General features: G+C 73.5%; 12 protein-coding genes. 4 read left to right on the forward strand and 8 right to left on the reverse strand.

Annotated features, from left to right (window positions below; translation table 11 throughout):
• Positions 1–112: 112 nt before the first annotated feature.
• The 4 genes from QSK15_RS24000 to QSK15_RS24015 all read right to left on the reverse strand — a co-directional run bounded on the left by QSK15_RS24000 (position 113) and on the right by QSK15_RS24015 (position 6,687).
• Positions 113–724, reverse strand: coding sequence for a restriction endonuclease (locus tag QSK15_RS24000; RefSeq protein ID WP_285796403.1), 612 nt, complete (start codon positions 722–724; stop codon positions 113–115).
• Positions 725–916: 192 nt separating this feature from the next.
• Entirely contained in the window at positions 917–4,006 is a 3,090-nt protein-coding gene (locus tag QSK15_RS24005) for an NACHT domain-containing protein (RefSeq protein ID WP_285796404.1), read from the reverse strand.
• 87 nt (positions 4,007–4,093) lie between these two features.
• Entirely contained in the window at positions 4,094–5,719 is a 1,626-nt protein-coding gene (locus QSK15_RS24010; RefSeq protein ID WP_285796405.1) for an ABC transporter permease, read from the reverse strand.
• On the reverse strand, positions 5,716–6,687 hold the full coding sequence (locus QSK15_RS24015) for an ABC transporter ATP-binding protein (protein WP_285796406.1): 972 nt from the start codon (positions 6,685–6,687) through the stop codon (positions 5,716–5,718). Before QSK15_RS24015 ends, QSK15_RS24010 begins: the two co-directional genes overlap by 4 nt.
• Before the next feature lie 112 nt (positions 6,688–6,799).
• Here QSK15_RS24015 and QSK15_RS24020 point away from each other — a divergent pair, with 112 nt between their 5' ends.
• Positions 6,800–7,615, forward strand: coding sequence for a TetR family transcriptional regulator (locus QSK15_RS24020; protein ID WP_285796407.1), 816 nt, complete (start codon positions 6,800–6,802; stop codon positions 7,613–7,615).
• 58 nt (positions 7,616–7,673) lie between these two features.
• Here QSK15_RS24020 and QSK15_RS24025 read toward each other — a convergent pair whose 3' ends face one another.
• Complete coding sequence (locus tag QSK15_RS24025; protein ID WP_285796713.1) at positions 7,674–9,452, reverse strand: ABC transporter ATP-binding protein; 1,779 nt, start codon at positions 9,450–9,452, stop codon at positions 7,674–7,676.
• A gap of 96 nt (positions 9,453–9,548) precedes the next feature.
• Here QSK15_RS24025 and QSK15_RS24030 point away from each other — a divergent pair, with 96 nt between their 5' ends.
• Together QSK15_RS24030 and QSK15_RS24035 are read left to right on the forward strand one after the other, a co-directional pair.
• Complete coding sequence (locus QSK15_RS24030) at positions 9,549–9,980, forward strand: MarR family winged helix-turn-helix transcriptional regulator (RefSeq protein ID WP_285796408.1); 432 nt, start codon at positions 9,549–9,551, stop codon at positions 9,978–9,980.
• 145 nt (positions 9,981–10,125) lie between these two features.
• Positions 10,126–11,910 (forward strand): N-acetylglutaminylglutamine amidotransferase, encoded by a 1,785-nt coding sequence (locus QSK15_RS24035; RefSeq protein WP_285796409.1) that lies wholly within the window; start codon positions 10,126–10,128, stop codon positions 11,908–11,910.
• 11 nt (positions 11,911–11,921) lie between these two features.
• On the opposite strand, the gene QSK15_RS24040 is transcribed toward QSK15_RS24035, so the two are convergent.
• From QSK15_RS24040 to QSK15_RS24050, 3 genes are all read right to left on the reverse strand, one after another.
• Positions 11,922–13,055 carry a carboxylate-amine ligase gene (locus tag QSK15_RS24040; protein ID WP_285796410.1) on the reverse strand — a complete coding sequence of 378 codons (1,134 nt, stop codon included), beginning with the start codon at positions 13,053–13,055 and terminating at the stop codon, positions 11,922–11,924.
• A 73-nt stretch (positions 13,056–13,128) separates the two neighbouring features.
• Complete coding sequence (locus tag QSK15_RS24045) at positions 13,129–14,337, reverse strand: RNA polymerase sigma factor (protein WP_285796411.1); 1,209 nt, start codon at positions 14,335–14,337, stop codon at positions 13,129–13,131.
• A gap of 2 nt (positions 14,338–14,339) precedes the next feature.
• Positions 14,340–14,699, reverse strand: a complete 360-nt coding sequence (locus QSK15_RS24050) for a YciI family protein (RefSeq protein ID WP_285796412.1) — start codon at positions 14,697–14,699, stop codon at positions 14,340–14,342.
• A 332-nt stretch (positions 14,700–15,031) separates the two neighbouring features.
• Between QSK15_RS24050 and QSK15_RS24055 the strand changes: the two genes are divergently transcribed.
• A complete protein-coding gene (locus QSK15_RS24055) occupies positions 15,032–16,354 on the forward strand; it encodes a flavin monoamine oxidase family protein (protein WP_285796413.1) in 1,323 nt (440 codons plus the stop codon).
• Positions 16,355–16,448 lie beyond the last annotated feature (94 nt).

Here is a 16,448-nt window from a genome sequence, read left to right on the forward strand (position 1 = left end):
GCTACGGCCGCGCAGTGGGTCGGCAACGCCTTTCGCACTGACACTTCTGGGAATTGACGGTGCCATGTCGAGACAGTAATTCTCGCACTGTCAATTCGCTGTCCTCGATCTTTCAGTGCCGGATCGCAGCGGGGGGAATCCCCGTCCAGGCCCACATCTGCAACGCGTCCCGGTCGATGAGGCCGATGTCGAGCTGTCGGGCCATCTGGATGCCGTCGCCGACGGTGAAGAAACTGTTCGTCACGAGCAGGCAGATCTCGCCGCCATGGATCACCCGGCAGGTGCCGGCGAACCGCTGGATCGCGGCGCTGCCCACCCGATTGGTGACGCTCTGCCGCTTGCACTGCACCACGACCCGTCGGCCGTCCGGGGCTGCCGCGGTGACGTCGGCTCCCCGGTCACCGGAGCCGCCGCACACCCTCACGTCGCGGAACCCGGAGGCGACCAGGAGCCGGGCGAACCACTGCTCGAACTCGGCACCGCTCATCGTGTCGGTCACCGCTATCAACCGGTCCCGTTGGGCCTGCTCGGCCCGCTCGCGGGCCCGCTGCTTCGACACCACGACAACCACCGCGACCGCCGCCGCGACGACGACGCTCACCAGCAGCGCGGTCCAGTGTGGATGGCGGCGCACCACGTCGACGACCGCGCGCAGGAGCACGAAGGCGACGACGGCACCCAGCGCGAGCAGCCAGCCGTTGGCCGACCCGTCGCCACCGGCCACGCGGCGGACCGTCGACCTGCGCCGAACACCGCCGGTGCGCCGCCTTCGGTAGTGCGCCCGAACTCGCGCGCTGCCCTTCCTGGTGTGTGACCTGACGTACGGCACGAGGCACCTCCCCGGTCGAGGAAGCACCAGTGTGGCGGCCGGGTGCGACACACCGCGCACTCGGTCGCCGAGGCTGTCAGGTACCCGTCAGCCGTCGTACCACATGGGGGCGCTGCGGTTGACGGTCTGCACCACGATGGCCGGCTCGGCGAGGACGGCGACCAGCCGTCGGGACGCGGCGACCGCGAGCGGACCCAACGTCTGGTGCTCGATCACGGCGTGGCACAGCTGAAGTCCCACCTCGGCCACCTCGCGTCGGCCCAGCTCGATCCGCCGTGGCTGGTCATGCTGTCCGGCCAGCACCGCCCGGATGCGGCGGCGCAGCTCGGCCTGTTCGTCGGTGTTGCGGCGCATCACCTCCACCGACCAGCGCCACGTCTCGGCGAGCAGCAGCAGGTCGACCCGGTCGGGCGGTTCGTCGGCGAGGAGCAGTTCGTGATGGCAGACGACCAGGGCCGAGGCGGGTTCACCCGCCTCGACGAGCATGCTGGCGAGCAGGCCGGCACCGATAGGAGCGGGCTCCCCGACGTCCTGGTCGGCGGCGGCGCGCAACAGGTCCAGGTGGGTGCGCGCCGCCTCGACGTCCCCGTTGACGTGATGCAGGACGGCCAGAAACTCCTGCACCCCGTGCGCTGCCGGACGGGTCACGGAAGCATGATCCGGCGTGACGCCGGCGGCCGCCCGGTCCAGCTCCTCAGCCGCGGCGATCAGCTCGGTCACCGGCGCGTCGTCGGCGATCAGTTGGGCGAGCCGCTGTCGCTGCACCGTCGACGGTATCGGCTCGCTCGGTGGCGGGATGAGCGCCAGCAGGCTCGCCAACCGGGTCCATTCCCCCGCCGCCGCCCCGGCCAGCAGCGCTCGACGCAGCGCCGCCACGGTGAGGTCGTCGGCGTGCCCGATGCTCGCGGCCCGCGCCTGCGTGACGTCGGCGAAAACGCCGAGCGCCTCCGGCCAGTAGCCGGCGCCGGCAAGCTCGACGCCGAACTCCTCGCGCAGCCGGCTGCCCCGTCGGGCGCTCACCGACCCTGCGGCGAGTCGGCTCTGTAGGCGTCCGTGCCGGAAACGGTAGGCGCCCGCACCGTCGCGCAGCAGGCCGACGGTCTCCGCGTACGCCAGGAAGGCGAGCAGCCGGTGGGGCGTACGGCCACGGACGGCGAGGGCGGCACGGGTGAGCGCGAAGCGCATCCACGCCCCACCCCCGCGCCGGTGCAGCCACCAGCCCAGACCGAGCCCCACCCCGGCCCAGACCAGCGCCGGCAGCGGCGGTACGGCGGACAGCACCCCGGTGAGACGCAGCGCCGCGACGACGACGAGCAGCCGAAGGACGCCGGTGGCGGCGCTGGCCAACGCGGACGCGACGCTGGCGGCCCGATCGGCTTCGACGGTCTCGACCACGCTGGTCGCCCCGAGTTCGGGGGCCGGCGCGGCGACGTCCACCCGCAGTCCAGCCTGGACGGCTAGGAACGCCCACCGCACCAGGCCGACCATGACGGCGACCCGGACCGGGTCGGGCCACTGTGGCAACCCCGGCACACGGTCCACCAGCGCGATCAGTTGCGCAGTGGGCGCGAAGGCCGTGAGGAAGCCGAACGTAAACAGTGCCAGGACGGCTCCGCCGAACAGCCCGTCGAGCAGCCCGTCGCGAAACGCCCGCAGACCGCCGACGAACGCCACCCGCCGGGGTGTTTCTCGACCGGCCCGACCCGAGCCACCGACCAGCGCCACGACCCCGGCCAGCAGGAAGGCCGTGATCGCCAGGGCGTCCGTCTCGCGGACCAGGTCGTCGAGGAGGTTGCGGGTCGGTGGGTGGGTCACCAACTGCGCCGTCGCCGTGAGAGCGTCCGCGGAGAGAGTCAACGCCAACCACACCGCCACCGCGGTACGCGCACCGGCGACGAGCGCCCAGAACGGGCCGGGCTGCGCGCTCGCCAACTGCCACCAGCGGAACTCCCGGACGTCGAGCGACTCCAGGTGCGCGGCGAGGAACGTCAGGTAGCGCCGGGCGGTGCCGGGTTCCCAACGCCGCAGCCCCTGGGAGCCGCGACGGGAGCGCAGCGCGGCGTCCACAGCCCTGGTCAGCAGGTCGTCCTCGACGGAGCGCTGGCCCCGCTCCCGCGCCAGCGGCACGAGGTCCCGGGGATCGGTGCCCGGCTGATCGAAGGCGCTGCGGGCCATCGCCACCATCAGGGGGGTGGAGAGCGCGGCGGTCAGCTGGGGGGCGTCCCCGAGTGTGGTGGCCACGGCGGTCCAGTTGTCGACCTGGTGCAGCGGGGCCGCGTCCACCAGGTAGTCGGCGACCTCGGCGGGTGCGGGCGGTTCGAGCACGACCACGGCGGTGCCGCGCAGCTTCTCCCCCTGGGTCAGGTAACGCTCGTAGACCGAGGTACGGCAGGTGAGGACGAACCGCTGCGTCGGCAGCGCGTTCAGCTCGTCCAGGCAGGCGATCAGCCGGTCCTCGGGCACCTCGTCCAGTCCGTCGAGGACGGGGACCACCAGGTCGGTCTCGACGAGGTCGCGCAGTACGGCGTCGCGGCGCGGGTGGTCGGCCGCGAGCTGCGGGTAGCGCCGGGCGATCCGGTCGACCAGCCAGTCGTGGAAGCCTTCCCGGTCGGGATCCCAGGAGTCGGCCGCGACCAGCGCCGGTACCGGGGTGTCCGGCTCGCGGTGCACGGGCAGTTCCCGGGCCATCCGCAGCGCGAGGATCGACTTGCCGGAGCCGGCCGGCCCCAACAGCAGCAGCCGACCGGAGGGGACCCGCCGGTAGCAGCTCCACAGTGTCCCGTTGCCGCCGGCGAGGTCCACCGGCACGGCGGCGCTGGATCGGCCGATGGCCCGCCAGGAGGGGAGGAACCGGTCGGGGGCGGTGCGCCACCGCACCGGCAGTGGGTACGGCTCGTCGACGGTCCGCAGCAGCGCCTCGTCGGTCGGGTCGCGTCGGATCAGCTCCACGAGTTCGTCGGCGGCGGCGCGCCGGTGCGCGGCGGCCTCGGCGAGACCCGTCGTTCCGGTGCGGAAGAGCTGGTCCAGCAGGACGTAGACGGCGATGACCCCGGCGACGACGCCCCAGGTCCAGTTGACCTTCTCGAAGTCGTACCGCAGCCACACCCACGCCGTGCCGCCGGCGGCCAGCGCGGCCACCACACCCAGCGAACCCCACTTCCACCCGCGACGGTGCACCGCACGATTGTGGTCGACCCGCGCCCGCCAGGACACCCCGCTCGTCGCCCGGCGGCCGCCGCTCTCACCCGGCGGTCGGGCAACACGTCAGGACGGGACGTCGCGGTAGCGGAAGGCGGCCGCGCCCGCCGTGAGGAGCAGCGCGGCCACCGCCGCCAGCACCACCAGGGGAAGCGCCGCCGGGTGGACAGCGGGCACGGCCGGCACATGGGTGTACGGCGAGACGTTGAGCGCGGCCTGCGGCAGCTCCAGCACCGCGCCGAGCTGCCCGAGGAGCAGGAAGACCAGCAGCGCCGTCCAGGACAGCACCACGGACCAGCGGGGCAGCAGCCCGAAGATCGCTGTCACCACCCCGGCGACCACGAGCAGGGCGGGCAGGCGCAGCAGCGCGGCACCGCCCAGCTCGACGGCCTGCCCGAGCGGGTCGCCGATGACGATGCCGTAGCCGAGGCCGGTGGTCACGCCGGCGAGCAGCAGCAGGGCGACCGCGCCGAGCGTCGCGGCGAGGACCTGGATGCCGAGCCAGCGGGTGCGGCTGACCGCCGTGGCGAGGGCGGCCTCCAACACCCCGTCGGCTTCGTCGCCGCGGACCCGCAGCAGGGCCTGCACGACGTACGCGCCGATGGTCAGCGCGAAGAGGCCGAGCATCGCGGTCAGGTACGCCTTGATGAGGTCGTCCCCGCCGCCCATCGCGTTTATCGCTTCGGCGGCGGCCGGGTTCGCGTCGATCATGTCGTTGAACTCGTCGGCGGCGACGCCCATGGGCAGGCCGAGCGCGGCCACCCCGACGGCCCAGCCGAGCAGGGTGCCGCGCTGCGTCCGCCAGGCCAGCCCGGTGGGGCTGAGCAGCAGTGGCGCGCCGGTCGCCGGGCCGCGTCGGGGGGCGATCAGCCCGGCGCCCTGGTCGCGTCGCTCGGCGAGGGCGTACGCCAGCGCCACCCCGACGAGCAGCAGCGCGACGGTCAGGGCGAGCACCCACCAGCGTTCGCCGTCGAAGGCGCGGACCTGGTTGCCCCAGCCGAGCGGGGAGATCCACGACGGCCAGGCGCTGCGGACCCGGGTGCCGTCGGCGCTCTGCTCGCCGAGCACGTCGCCGGCGGCGCGCAGCACGAAGGAGAGCCCGACGGTGGCGGCGGCGAGCGCGTTGGCGCCGCGCGCGGTGACGGAGAGTTGGGCGGTGACCGCGGCGATCGCGGTGAAGGCGACCCCGACGCCGCCGATCGCTGCCGCTGCCGCGACGGAACCGGCGAGCGGCAGACCGGCACCGACCAGCGCGACCGCGAGCAGCGCGGCGGCCAGTGCGTTCGCGGCGACGATGACGAGCAGCGCGGCGGTCAGCGGCGCGTACCGGCCGACGACGTTGGCGCCGAGGAGTTCGGCGCGGCCGGTCTCCTCGTTCTGGCGGGTGTGCCGGGTCACCGCGAAGGTGCTCAGCAGCGCGACGATCAGGGCCAGTGTCACGTACGTCTCGGCGACCACCACCGCACCGAGGTCGGTGCCGTGGATGGGGCCGTTGAAGGCGCGGGCGACCAGGCTGGACGCCGACGTGGTGGCGTAGCCCAGCCGGGTGTCCTGGTCCGGGTAGATGCCGGCGACGCTGCCGGCGAGGGCGTAGCCGAGCAGAGGCGTGCCGAGGATCCAGATGGCCAGCCGGATCCGGTCGCGGCGCAGGACGAGCCGGGCCAGCCGGGTCGTGCCGGTGAGGGCGCTCACCGGGCACCGGCCTGCGGCGCGTCGACGTCCACGGCACCGGCGGCGGACCCAGCGGCCGTGGCAGCACCGGTCGACGCGGCACCGGCGGAGGCGTCGCCGTAGTGGCGCAGGAAGAGCTGCTCCAGGGTGGGTGGCGTGCTGGTCAGCGCGCGGACGCCGAAGCCGATGAGGTGCCCGAGCAGTTCGTCGAGGTGGGCGGGTTCCGCTTCCAGGTGGGTGCGGCCGTCGACCTCGTGCACGTCGTGCACGCCGGGGAGCGCGTCCAGGCCGGTGACCGGGCGGGCGGTCTCGACGGTCACCGCCGTGCGGGTGAGGTGGCGCAGCTCGGTGAGGGTGCCGGATTCGACGGTGCGGCCCTCGCGGATGATGCTGACCCGGTCGCAGAGCGCCTCGACCTCGGCGAGCACGTGACTGGAGAGCAGCACGGTGGCGCCGGCCTGCTTGACCCGCCGGACCTCGTCCTGGAACACCGCCTCCATCAGGGGGTCGAGACCGGAGGTCGGTTCGTCGAGCACGTACAGCTCCACCGGGGAGGAGAAGGCGGCGACGATGGCGACCTTCTGCCGGTTGCCCTTGGAGTAGGTGCGGCAGCGGCGGGTCGGGTCCAGGTCGAAGCGGTGCAGCAGCTCGTCGCGGCGGCGCCGGTCGAGGCCGCCGCGTAGCTGACCGAGCAGGTCGATGGCTTCCCCGCCGGTGAGGTTGGGCCAGAGGCTGACGTCTCCCGGCACGTACGCCAGCCGGCGGTGCAGGCGGACCGCGTCGCGCCACGGGTCGGCGCCGAGCACCTGGGCGTCGCCGGAGTCGCGGCGGAGCAGCCCGAGCAGGATGCGGATGGTGGTGGACTTTCCCGAGCCGTTGGGGCCGAGGAAGCCGTGCACCTCCCCCTGCTCGACGTGCAGGTCCAGCCCGTCGAGGGCCCGGATGGCGCCGAACGTCTTGACCAGGTTGCCGATGGAGATGACGGGCATGGCCCCTCCTGCTGTTGGCTGCTTCGTCGACCGCCCCCACTGTACTGACCGTTGGTCAGTCGAATCAACGGTGATCGTGCCCACCGGTCAGGACGTCGCTAGGCTGGCCGGCATGACCGCCGATCCCGCGGACGACACCCGCACCCGGATCCTGCGCGCCGCGCTCGACCTGTTCGCCGAACACGGCTACCAGCGCACCTCGCTGCGTCAGATCGGCGAGCGGCTGCGGCTCACCAAGACCGCGATCCTGTACCACTTCCCGGCCAAGGAGCATCTGCTCGCCGCCCTGATCGAGCCACTGCTGGCCGACCTGGAGAGGCTGCTCGACGCCGCCCAGGGACAGCCGACCGACCAGGCCCGGTGGACGGTGCTGGAGGGCTGGGTCGACGTCATGCTCGCCCATCGCCGGCCACTCGGCATGCTCTTCCACGACATCGCGCTGGTCGGCCGGGGCGACACGTACCACCGGCTGATGGTGATCGCGATGCGGGCCAACGACCTCATCGCGGGGCCGGACGCCGGGCGTCGGGAGCGGGTCCGGGCGGTACAGGCGGTCGCCGCGTGCAGCGATCCGATCGTCTTCTTCACCGACGTGTCGGACGAGGTGCTGCGCGCCGACATGCTCGACGGCGTACGCCGCCTGCTCGTCACGCCGACCCCGACGGACGGTGCGCTGACAGGCGCGACCTCGACGGGCGCGACCCCGACGGACGGGCCGCCGACAGACGCGGCAGCCGTGCTCGGGGGCTTGCCGGCCGCGCCCCCCGGTGGCAGCCGGCGGCGGCCCGGACGACCCCGGGCTCTGGGCCGCGAGCAGGTCGAGGCGGCCCGGCGGATGCACGAGGCGGGCACCCACTCGGTGGACGCCATCGCCACCGCGCTGGGTGTCTCACGGGCCACCGTCTACCGCCACCTGACCGCGCCATAACGAGACAGTTCCAAGAGCATTTTGAGACGGTTGTGAGCCGGGGTCAGGCCGGCAGGGGTCAGGCCGCCAGCGTGGCGTAGCGGCCGTTGCGGTTCAGCAGGCTGTCGTGGGTGCCGGCCTCGACGATCCGACCGTGGTCGAGCACCGCGATCTGGTCGGCGTCGCGGATCGTGGAGAGCCGGTGCGCGATGGTGATCGTGGTGCGGCCCTGGGCGAGCACGTCGAAGGCCCGCTGCACGGCGCGTTCGGTCTCGGTGTCCAATGCGCTGGTGGCCTCGTCGAGGACCAGGATGCGCGGGTCACGCAGCAGCGTGCGGGCGATGGCCAGGCGCTGCTTCTCACCGCCGGAGAACCGGTGCCCGCGCGAGCCGACCATGGTGTCGTACCCGTCGGGCAGCCCGGCGATCAGGTCGTGGATCTGGGCGGCGCGGGCCGCGTCCTCGAGCTGGGCGTCGGTGGCGTCCGGGCGGGCGTAGCGCAGGTTCTCCCGCACCGTGGTGTGCAGCAGGTACGTCTCCTGGCTGACCACGCCGACGATCGCGGCCAGATCGGCCAGGCGCAGGTCGCGCAGGTCGACGCCGTCGACGGTGATCCGGCCGGCGGTCGGGTCGTGCAGCCGGCTGACCAGCCCGGCGAGGGTGCTCTTGCCGGAGCCGGTCTCGCCGACCAGGGCGAGGCTGGTGCCGGCGGGCACGTCCACTGTGATCCCGGCGAGGGCGGCGGTGTCGCTGCCCGGGTAGCCGAAGGTGACATCCTCCAGGCGCAGGTGACCGCGCACCCGGGCCGGGTCGAGGCGGACCGGGTCGGCGGGGTCGGCCACGTCGACCGGCAGGTCCAGGTATTCGAAGATCCGGGCGAACAACGCCAGCGACGCGGTGAGCGAGACGCCCACGTTGAGCAGGCCCATCAGCGGGCGGAACAGGCCGCCCTGCAGGGCCGTGAAGGCGACCAGCGTGCCGATGCTCAGCGTCCCGGCGGTGCCGGGAAGCCCGGCGGCGAGGTAGATGACCGCCGGTACGGCGGCGAAGATGATGCTCATCGAGGCCATCCGCCAGCGGCCGGCCAGCTCACTGCGCAGCTCCAGGTCGACCAGTCGCTGCGACGAGGCGGTGAACCGGTCGATCAGCGCGGGGCCGGTGCCGAGGGTCTTGGCCAGGTGCACCCCGCTGACCGAGAGCCCTTCCTCGACCGTGACGTTGAGGTCGGCGAGTTCGCGTTGCCGCTGGGCGGTGATCTCGCGACGCATCCGGGCGACCCGACGGGTCAGCCAGATGGCCGGCGGCAGCACCACGAGCGAGACCAGGGAGAGCTGCCAGGAGAGCGCGACCATGGCGACGGCGGTGGCGACCACCGTGGTGAGGTTGGCCGCGACGGCGGTGGCGGTGGAGGTGACCACCGACTGCATGCCGCCGATGTCGTTGGTGATGCGGGACTGCACCTCGCCGGTGCGGGTGCGGGTGAAGAAGCCGAGCGACTGGCGCTGGAGGTGACTGAAGACGTCGGTGCGCAGCCGGTGCATGACCCGCTGGCCGACCTGGGTGGAGATCCACGTCTGCACGACACCGAGGGCGGAGGTGACCGCCGCGACGGCGACCATGCCGAGGACCAGCCAGACCAGCAGGGTCACGTCGCTCTGCGGCAGGGCCCGGTCGATCACCGCGCGGAGCAGGAACGGGGAGGCCATCGCGATGATCGAGGAGGCCACGATGATCGCGGTGACGGCGGCCAGCGCGGGCCGGTGGGGGGTGAACAGGCGGCCGATGCGGCGCAGGGAGACCTGACGGGCCTGCGTCTTCTCTTCGGCGCTGACGGTGCGGTGGCCGCGGTCGCGGCCCATCGGGGTGGGTTCCAAGGGGCACTGCCTTTCGTCGGCGATATTGCTGAGGTTACCTCATCATGAGGTAGCAACCACATCTCCTGCTACCGTATTCCGGTGACCGAGCACACCGCCGACAGCGCCGACGACGAGAGCCTGGCGGAGACGTTCTGGGCGGTGGCGTCCCGGCTGCGCCGGCAGGCCCGGGACTCGCTGGCACCCTGGGACATCACCCCCAGCCAGTCCCGGGCGCTGCGCGTGCTGACCCGGCACGGCGAGGTGCGCCCCGGCACCCTCGCCGAGCACCTGCGCATCGCGCCCCGCTCGGCGACCGAGGTCGTCGACGACCTACAGGCCCGTGGCCTGGTCGAGCGTCGGCCCGACCCGGCCGACCGCCGGGCGACCCTGGTCGCGCTCACCGAGGAGGGCGACCGGGTCAGCACCGCCATCCGGGCCGCGCGCCGGGCCGAGGCCGACCGCTTCTTCGGCCACCTCGACGACACCGACCGCGGCGAACTGGCCCGCATCCTGCGCACCCTGCTCGACTGAGCCGCACACGCAGGATCACCTGCGGGTTTGCCCGCCCGACGTGCGGGTAGCCAGCGGCCCCGTTCCCACCGGGCCCCGCCACCACCAGTCGGGGAGACCTGACAGGAGGGGCCATGTCTGCCCTGGACCAGCACCGTCCCGGCTGATGTGCGGGATCAGCGGGGAGGCGCGATTCGACGGCCACTCGCCCGACGCGGCGGCGGTCACCCGGATGACCGAGGCGATGCGCTCACGCGGCCCGGACGACGAGGGCCTGTTCGCCGACGGCTGGGTGACCCTCGGCCACCGCCGGCTGACCATCATCGACCTGTCCGACGCCGGCGGGCAGCCGATGGTCCGCGACGATCTGGGCCTGGCGCTGGTCTTCAACGGCTGCATCTACAACTACCCGGAGTTGCGCGAGGAGTTGCGGAACGCCGGGTACGCCTTCCACTCCACCAGCGACACCGAGGTCATCCTGGTGGCGTACGCGCACTGGGGTGAACGTTTCGTCGACCACCTGGTCGGCATGTTCGCGGTCGGGCTGGTCGACCGGGCCCGGCGGCGGCTGATCCTGGCCCGCGACCGGCTCGGCATCAAACCGCTCTACCTCGCCGAGACGCCGGGGCGGCTCCGGTTCGCCTCCACCCTGCCCGCGCTGCTGGCCGCCGGCGACGTGGACACCGGCATCGACCCGGTGGCCCTGCATCACTATCTGTCCTGGCACTCCATCGTGCCCGCCCCGCGCACCGTGCTGCGCGGCGTGCGCAAGCTGCCGCCGGCCACAGTGCGGGTGATCGAGGCGGACGGGCGCAGCCGCGAGGAGGTCTACTGGCGGCCCGACTACGTGCGCGAACCCGCCGACGCGGGGATGGACGCCGCCGACTGGCGGACCGCGATCGGCGACGCGCTGCGCGCCGCGGTACGCCGACGACTGGTCGCCGACGTGCCGGTGGGGGTGCTGCTCTCCGGCGGACTGGACTCCAGCCTCATCGTGGCGCTGCTCGCCGAGGCCGGCCAACGAAACCTGCGCACCTTCAGCATCGGCTTCGACAGCCACGGCGGCGAGTCCGGCGACGAGTTCCACTACTCGGACCTGGTGGCCCGCGCGTTCGACACCGACCACCACCGGATCCGACTGGCCGACGGCGACCTGGTGCCCGCCGTCCGACGGGCCGTGCAGGCGATGACCGAGCCGATGGGCAGCCACGACGTGGTCGCCTTCCACCTGCTCTCCGAACAGGTGGCGCACCACGTGAAGGTGGCCCAGTCGGGGCAGGGGGCCGACGAGGTGTTCGCCGGCTACGGCTACCACCAGCCACTGGTCGACGCGCCCCGGCACGGCGCCGCCGAGACGTTCGCCGCCGCGTTCTTCGACCGCGACCACGACGAGCTACGCCGCATCGTCGGCCCGGCGTACGCGCTGGAGCGGGACGCCAGCCGGGACCTGCTCACCGGGCACCTCGACGCACCCGGGGCGCAGACCGCGCTGGATGCCGTGCTGCGCCTGGACACCCACCTGATGCTCCCCGACGACCCGGTCAAGCGGGTGGACAGCATGAGCATGGCGTGGGGCCTTGAGGTGCGGACGCCCTTCCTCGACCAGGACCTGGTCACCCTGGCCGCGCACTGCCCACCGGAGCACAAGGTCGCCCAGGGCGGCAAGGGCGTGCTCAAGGCTGTGGCCCGGGAGGTGCTGCCCGCCGAGGTGATCGACCGGCCCAAGGGCTACTTTCCGGTGCCGGCGCTGCGCAACGTGGACGGCCCGGTGCGCGAGATGGTCGCCGAGGCGTTGCAGGCTCCGGTCGCCCGCGAGCGGGGACTGTTCCGCCCGGAGTACGTGGCGCATCTGCTCGCCGAGCCGGACCGGGCGCAGGCGGCGGCCGGCAGCAACAAGCTGTGGCAGCTCGGCCTGCTGGAGCTGTGGCTCCAGACGCACGACATCAACTGAAGCGCGCCCGGTCACACCGCCGCCGTGCGGGCGATCAGGTCGTCGAGGACCGCACCCAGGTCCCCGTCCCGCTCCAGCACCTGCCGCTGCCGGGTCGCGCCGGTGCCGTCGCGGCGAAGCCGGGCGAGCTGCGCCAACACGTACCCCAGGTCGCCGTGGCGCAGCAGGGCCGGGGCGATCACCGCCATCAGTTCGTCGACGAGCGCCCAGGCCGGGCGGGTGCCGCCGGCCCGCAGGTCGATCAGCTCGCCGTCGAGGCCGTCGTGAGCGGCTCGCCAGTGCGCTGCGGCGACCAGGCAGTCCCGGACGTTCGGGGCGTCGACCCCGGCGCGGACGTCGTCGGCGAGGGTGGCCACCAGGGACCGGACCAGCGCGGCGACCAGCACCGCATCGTCCACCTCGGTGCAGACGTCGCCGACCCGCACCTCCACCGTGGGGTACGCCGACGACGGCCGGGCGTACCAGTAGACCATCGCCGCGTCGAGCATGATGCCGGCGGCGATCAGCTCGTCGACGGTGCGGTCGTAGTCGGCGGCGGAGTCGAAGTACGGCGTCGGGCCGATGCTGGGCCACCGCTCCAACTGCATGGAGCGCCAACTGGCGTGCCCGGTGTCGTAACCGTCGTGCAGCGGGGAGTTGGCGGTGATCGCCTGCACCACCGGCAGCCACACCCGCAGGTGGTTGCAGACCTGCACGGCCAGTTCCCGGTCGGGCAGCCCGACGTGAACGTGGCAGCCGCACACCGCCGGGTCGTGCGCCACCGGCCCGTACCGGCGGGACATCGCGTGGTAGCGCGGTTCGTCGGGGACGGTCCGGTGCGGTTCGGCCACCGGGGTGGCGCCGACCGCCACCAGACGGGCCCCAGCCGCCGTGGCGGCCTCGGCGGCGGAGCGGCGCAGCGCCACCAGGTGCGCGCGCAGCTCGGTGAGGTCGGCGCAGACCGGGGTGACCATCTCCACCATGCTGTGCCGGAACTCCTGGCGGCTCTGGTTGCGGGCGGTGCCGCGCAGCGCGGCGAGCACCTGGTCGGCGACCGGCAGGTTCCGGCCGCTGTCCGGGTCGAGCAGCAGGTACTCCTCCTCCACGCCGAGCGTGAGGGTGGACAGGTCGGGCGCGGTGTCGACGGCGGTCGGACGGTAGGCCATGACCCCTCCCCATCCCCTGCTGCGGCCGGCCGGTGCGTCGGGGTTCCCGACCACCTCTACGGCAAACGCCCCGTCAGGGCGTCGCCAGGGCCGTCGCGCGGGCGGTGAGAAAGGCCCGTTCCGCCGCGTTGTCCGTCAGGGCGACGGCTGTCCGGTACGCCTCGACGGCCTCCCCGTCCCGGCCGAGGCGAGCCAGCAGGTCGGCGCGGACCACGTGGTAGACGTGGAAGCCGAGAAGATCGAGGCGGTCCACCTCGGCCAGCGCCACCGCCGCACCGGCCACCTCGGCGAGCGCGACAGCCCGGTTCAGCGCCACCACCGGGCTGGGGGCGATGACCGCCAGCTGGTCGTACAGCGCAAGGATCTGCGCCCAGTCGGTGTCGGCGGCGCGCCCCGCGACGCTGTGCACGGCGGCGATCGCGGCCTGGATCTGGTACGGCCCGGGCCGGTCGCGGCGCAGGCAGCGGCGGACCAGCGCCTGCCCCTCGGCGATCAGCCCGGCGTCCCACCGGCCGCGGTCCTGACGGGGCAGCGGCACCAGGTCGCCGGTGGCGGTGGTCCGCGCGGCACGGCGGGACTCGGTGAGCAGCATCAGGGCGAGCAGGCCGATCGCCTCCGGCTCGTCGGGCATCAGCGCGACCAGCAACCGGGCCAGCCGGATCGCCTCGGCGCACAGCTCGACGCGGACCAGGTGCGGGCCGGCACTGGCCGTGTACCCCTCGTTGAAGATCAGGTAGAGCACCGCGAGGACGCCGTGCAGCCGGTCGGGTAGGTCGGCGTCGCGGGGCACCCGGTACGGGATCCCCGCGTTGCGGATCTTCGACTTGGCGCGGACCAGCCGCTGCGCCATCGTCGGCTCCGGCACGAGGAAGGCGCGGGCGATCTCGGCGGTGCTCAGGCCGCCGAGCAGTCGCAGGGTGAGCGCGACCCGAGCGTTCGGGGCGAGCGCCGGATGGCAGCAGGTGAAGATCAGCCGGAGCTGGTCGTCGCGCACAGGTCCCTCCTCGACGGGTGGGTCGGCGGCGAACAGCAGGGCCGCCTCGGCGTGCCGGTGCGCCCGGGACGCCTCCCGACGACGCCGGTCGATGGCCCGGTTGCGGGCGGTGGTGATGATCCAACCGGCCGGGCTGGGTGGTGGGCCGCTTCGCGGCCACCGCCGCACCGCGATGACGAAGGCCTCCTGGACGGCCTCCTCGGCGAGGTCGATGTCGCCGAGGAGGCGGACCAGGACGGCGACCGCGCGGCCGTACTCCGCGCGGAACACCGCCTCCACGTCGGACACGGTCAGTCGCCGGCCCCGCCCTGGAAGGGACGTACCTCGATCGGCAGGGTGGTCGCCAGCGCGTAGCGGCGACCCCAGTCCAGCGCGGCGTCCAGGTCCGGCACGTCGATGATGGTGATGCCGCCCAGGTACTCCTTGCCCTCCACGAACGGTCCGTCGGTGACCAGCACCTCGCCGCTCTCGCGGGCCCGCAGCACGGTGGCGGTCTCCGGGCCGTGCAGGCCCTGCCCGAACACCCACGACCCGGTGGACGCCAGCTCGTCGCGGAAACCGGCGAGCTGACGCATCACCCCGGCCAGGAACTCCGGGTCCGGTGGCAGCTCGCCCTGGGGCTGGTGAAGGCTGAGCAGGTACAACGTCATCGTTCCTCCTCGCGGGGCGGCCGGCCGCTCGCCGACCTCTCATCCTCCATACGATCGGCCGCCGTCCCAATCGACAGGTCGGCAGAAGATTCTCGGCGCCCGACCCAGCCCGGTGTTGACCCGTCCTTTGCTCTGCACCCACGGAGGCGACAGGCACCCGACCCGACCCGTTTGAACCGTCCTTTGCTCTGCACCTGCGGAGGCGACGGGGGCGCAGGCCGGGTGTCGCATCGGTGGGTGCAGAGCAAAGGACGAAGGACAGGGGTCGCGTCCGCCGGTGCCGGGACCGGAGCCGACAGTCATAGCGACGACAGTTGTGGGTAGACCCCGGTGTGGCTGACGCCTTGCGGGTGGTCGTGGTCGGCGCCGGTTTCTCCGGGCTCGCCGCCGCGCTGGCACTCACCCGTGCCGGCGCCCAGGTGCGACTGCTGGAGGCCCGCGACCGGGTCGGCGGTCGGGTGTTGACCCGCTGGCTGCCCGACGTCACCCAACTCGACCTGGGCGCGCAGTGGATCGGCCCGACGCAGGATCGGATGTACGCGCTGGTCGCCGAGCACGGGCTGACCACGTTCGCGTCGGCGGCGTTCGGCGCGCCCACGGTGCTCTGGGCCGGCGAGCGCCGAACCGAGCCGCCGGCGCAGGCCGCCCGGGTTCTCGGCCTGCTCGACGAGTACGCCGCCCGGCTGGACCCGGCCGCGCCCTGGCAGGCGCCGGAGGCCGGGCAGTGGGACCGGACGGTCCTCGGCGGCTGGCTGCGTGCCACGGCCGGGGACGACGACACCGCCGACTACCTGGGGCGGGTGCTCGCCGGCGGGCTGCTGGCCACCGGCGCGGACGAGGTGTCGTTGTTGCACCTGCTGTTCTACCTGCGCAGCGGCGGCGGAACCCGGCCGCTGCTGGGGATGGCGGGCGGCGCGCAGCAGGACCGGATCGTGGGCGGGCCACCGGCGCTGGCCGAACGGATGGCCGCCGCCCTGCCGCCGGGGGTGCTGACGTTGGCCACACCGGTGCGGGCCGTCGAACAGAGCGTCGACGGGGTGACGGCGTGGACCGACACCGGGCGCGTGGACGGCGACTTCGTGGTGGTCGCGCTGCCCCCGACCCTGGCGGGCCGGATCTGGTACGCCCCGCCGCTGCCCGCGCAGCGCGACGGGTTGACCCAGCGGATGCCGATGGGTTCGGCGCTGAAGGTACACGCCGTCTACCCGGAGCCGTTCTGGCGCGCCGACGGTGTCTCCGGGGTGTCCACCAGCACCACCGGTCCGCTCACCGAGACGGTCGACAACTCCACGCCGACCTCGCCGATCGGGGTGTTGACCGGGTTCAGCTACGCCTCGGACGCCGCGGTGTTGCGCGAGATGTCTCCCGAGCAGCGTCGCCGGTGCCTGTTGGACGCGTTCGCCGCGGTGGTCGGGCCACGCGCCGGGGACCCCGTCGACCTCGTCGAGTACGACTGGACGACCCAGGAGTGGACGCGGGGCTGCTTCTGCGGTGCGCTCACCCCCGGCGCCTGGAGCGCGTACGGCCCGCGGCTGCGGGCACCGGTGGGCCGGGTGCACTGGGCGGGTACCGAGACGGCGACCCGTTGGACCGGCTACCTGGAAGGCGCGGTGCGCGCCGGTGAACGGGCGGCCGCCGAGGTGCTGGCCGGCTGAGCGGCGGGCGCGACCGTGGCCGGCCCGGTCTCGGCGGGACCGGGCCGGCCTCGGCCCACGGTGCGACCCGGCCGACCCGTCCGTCAGACGTTCG

The organism is Micromonospora sp. NBRC 107095 (assembly GCF_030269705.1).
GTDB classification, from domain to species: domain Bacteria; phylum Actinomycetota; class Actinomycetes; order Mycobacteriales; family Micromonosporaceae; genus Micromonospora; species Micromonospora parva.

Bases quoted from the DNA above. Each gene is read 5' to 3' on its own strand.
- QSK15_RS24015 (WP_285796406.1), bottom strand. From the start codon at position 6,687: ATGCCCGTCATCTCCATCGGCAACCTGGTCAAGACGTTCGGCGCCATC.
- QSK15_RS24020 (WP_285796407.1), top strand. From the start codon at position 6,800: ATGACCGCCGATCCCGCGGACGACACCCGCACCCGGATCCTGCGCGCC.
- QSK15_RS24025 (WP_285796713.1), bottom strand. From the start codon at position 9,452: ATGGGCCGCGACCGCGGCCACCGCACCGTCAGCGCCGAAGAGAAGACG.
- QSK15_RS24035 (WP_285796409.1), top strand. From the start codon at position 10,126: ATGTGCGGGATCAGCGGGGAGGCGCGATTCGACGGCCACTCGCCCGAC.
- QSK15_RS24040 (WP_285796410.1), bottom strand. From the start codon at position 13,055: ATGGCCTACCGTCCGACCGCCGTCGACACCGCGCCCGACCTGTCCACC.
- QSK15_RS24050 (WP_285796412.1), bottom strand. From the start codon at position 14,699: ATGACGTTGTACCTGCTCAGCCTTCACCAGCCCCAGGGCGAGCTGCCA.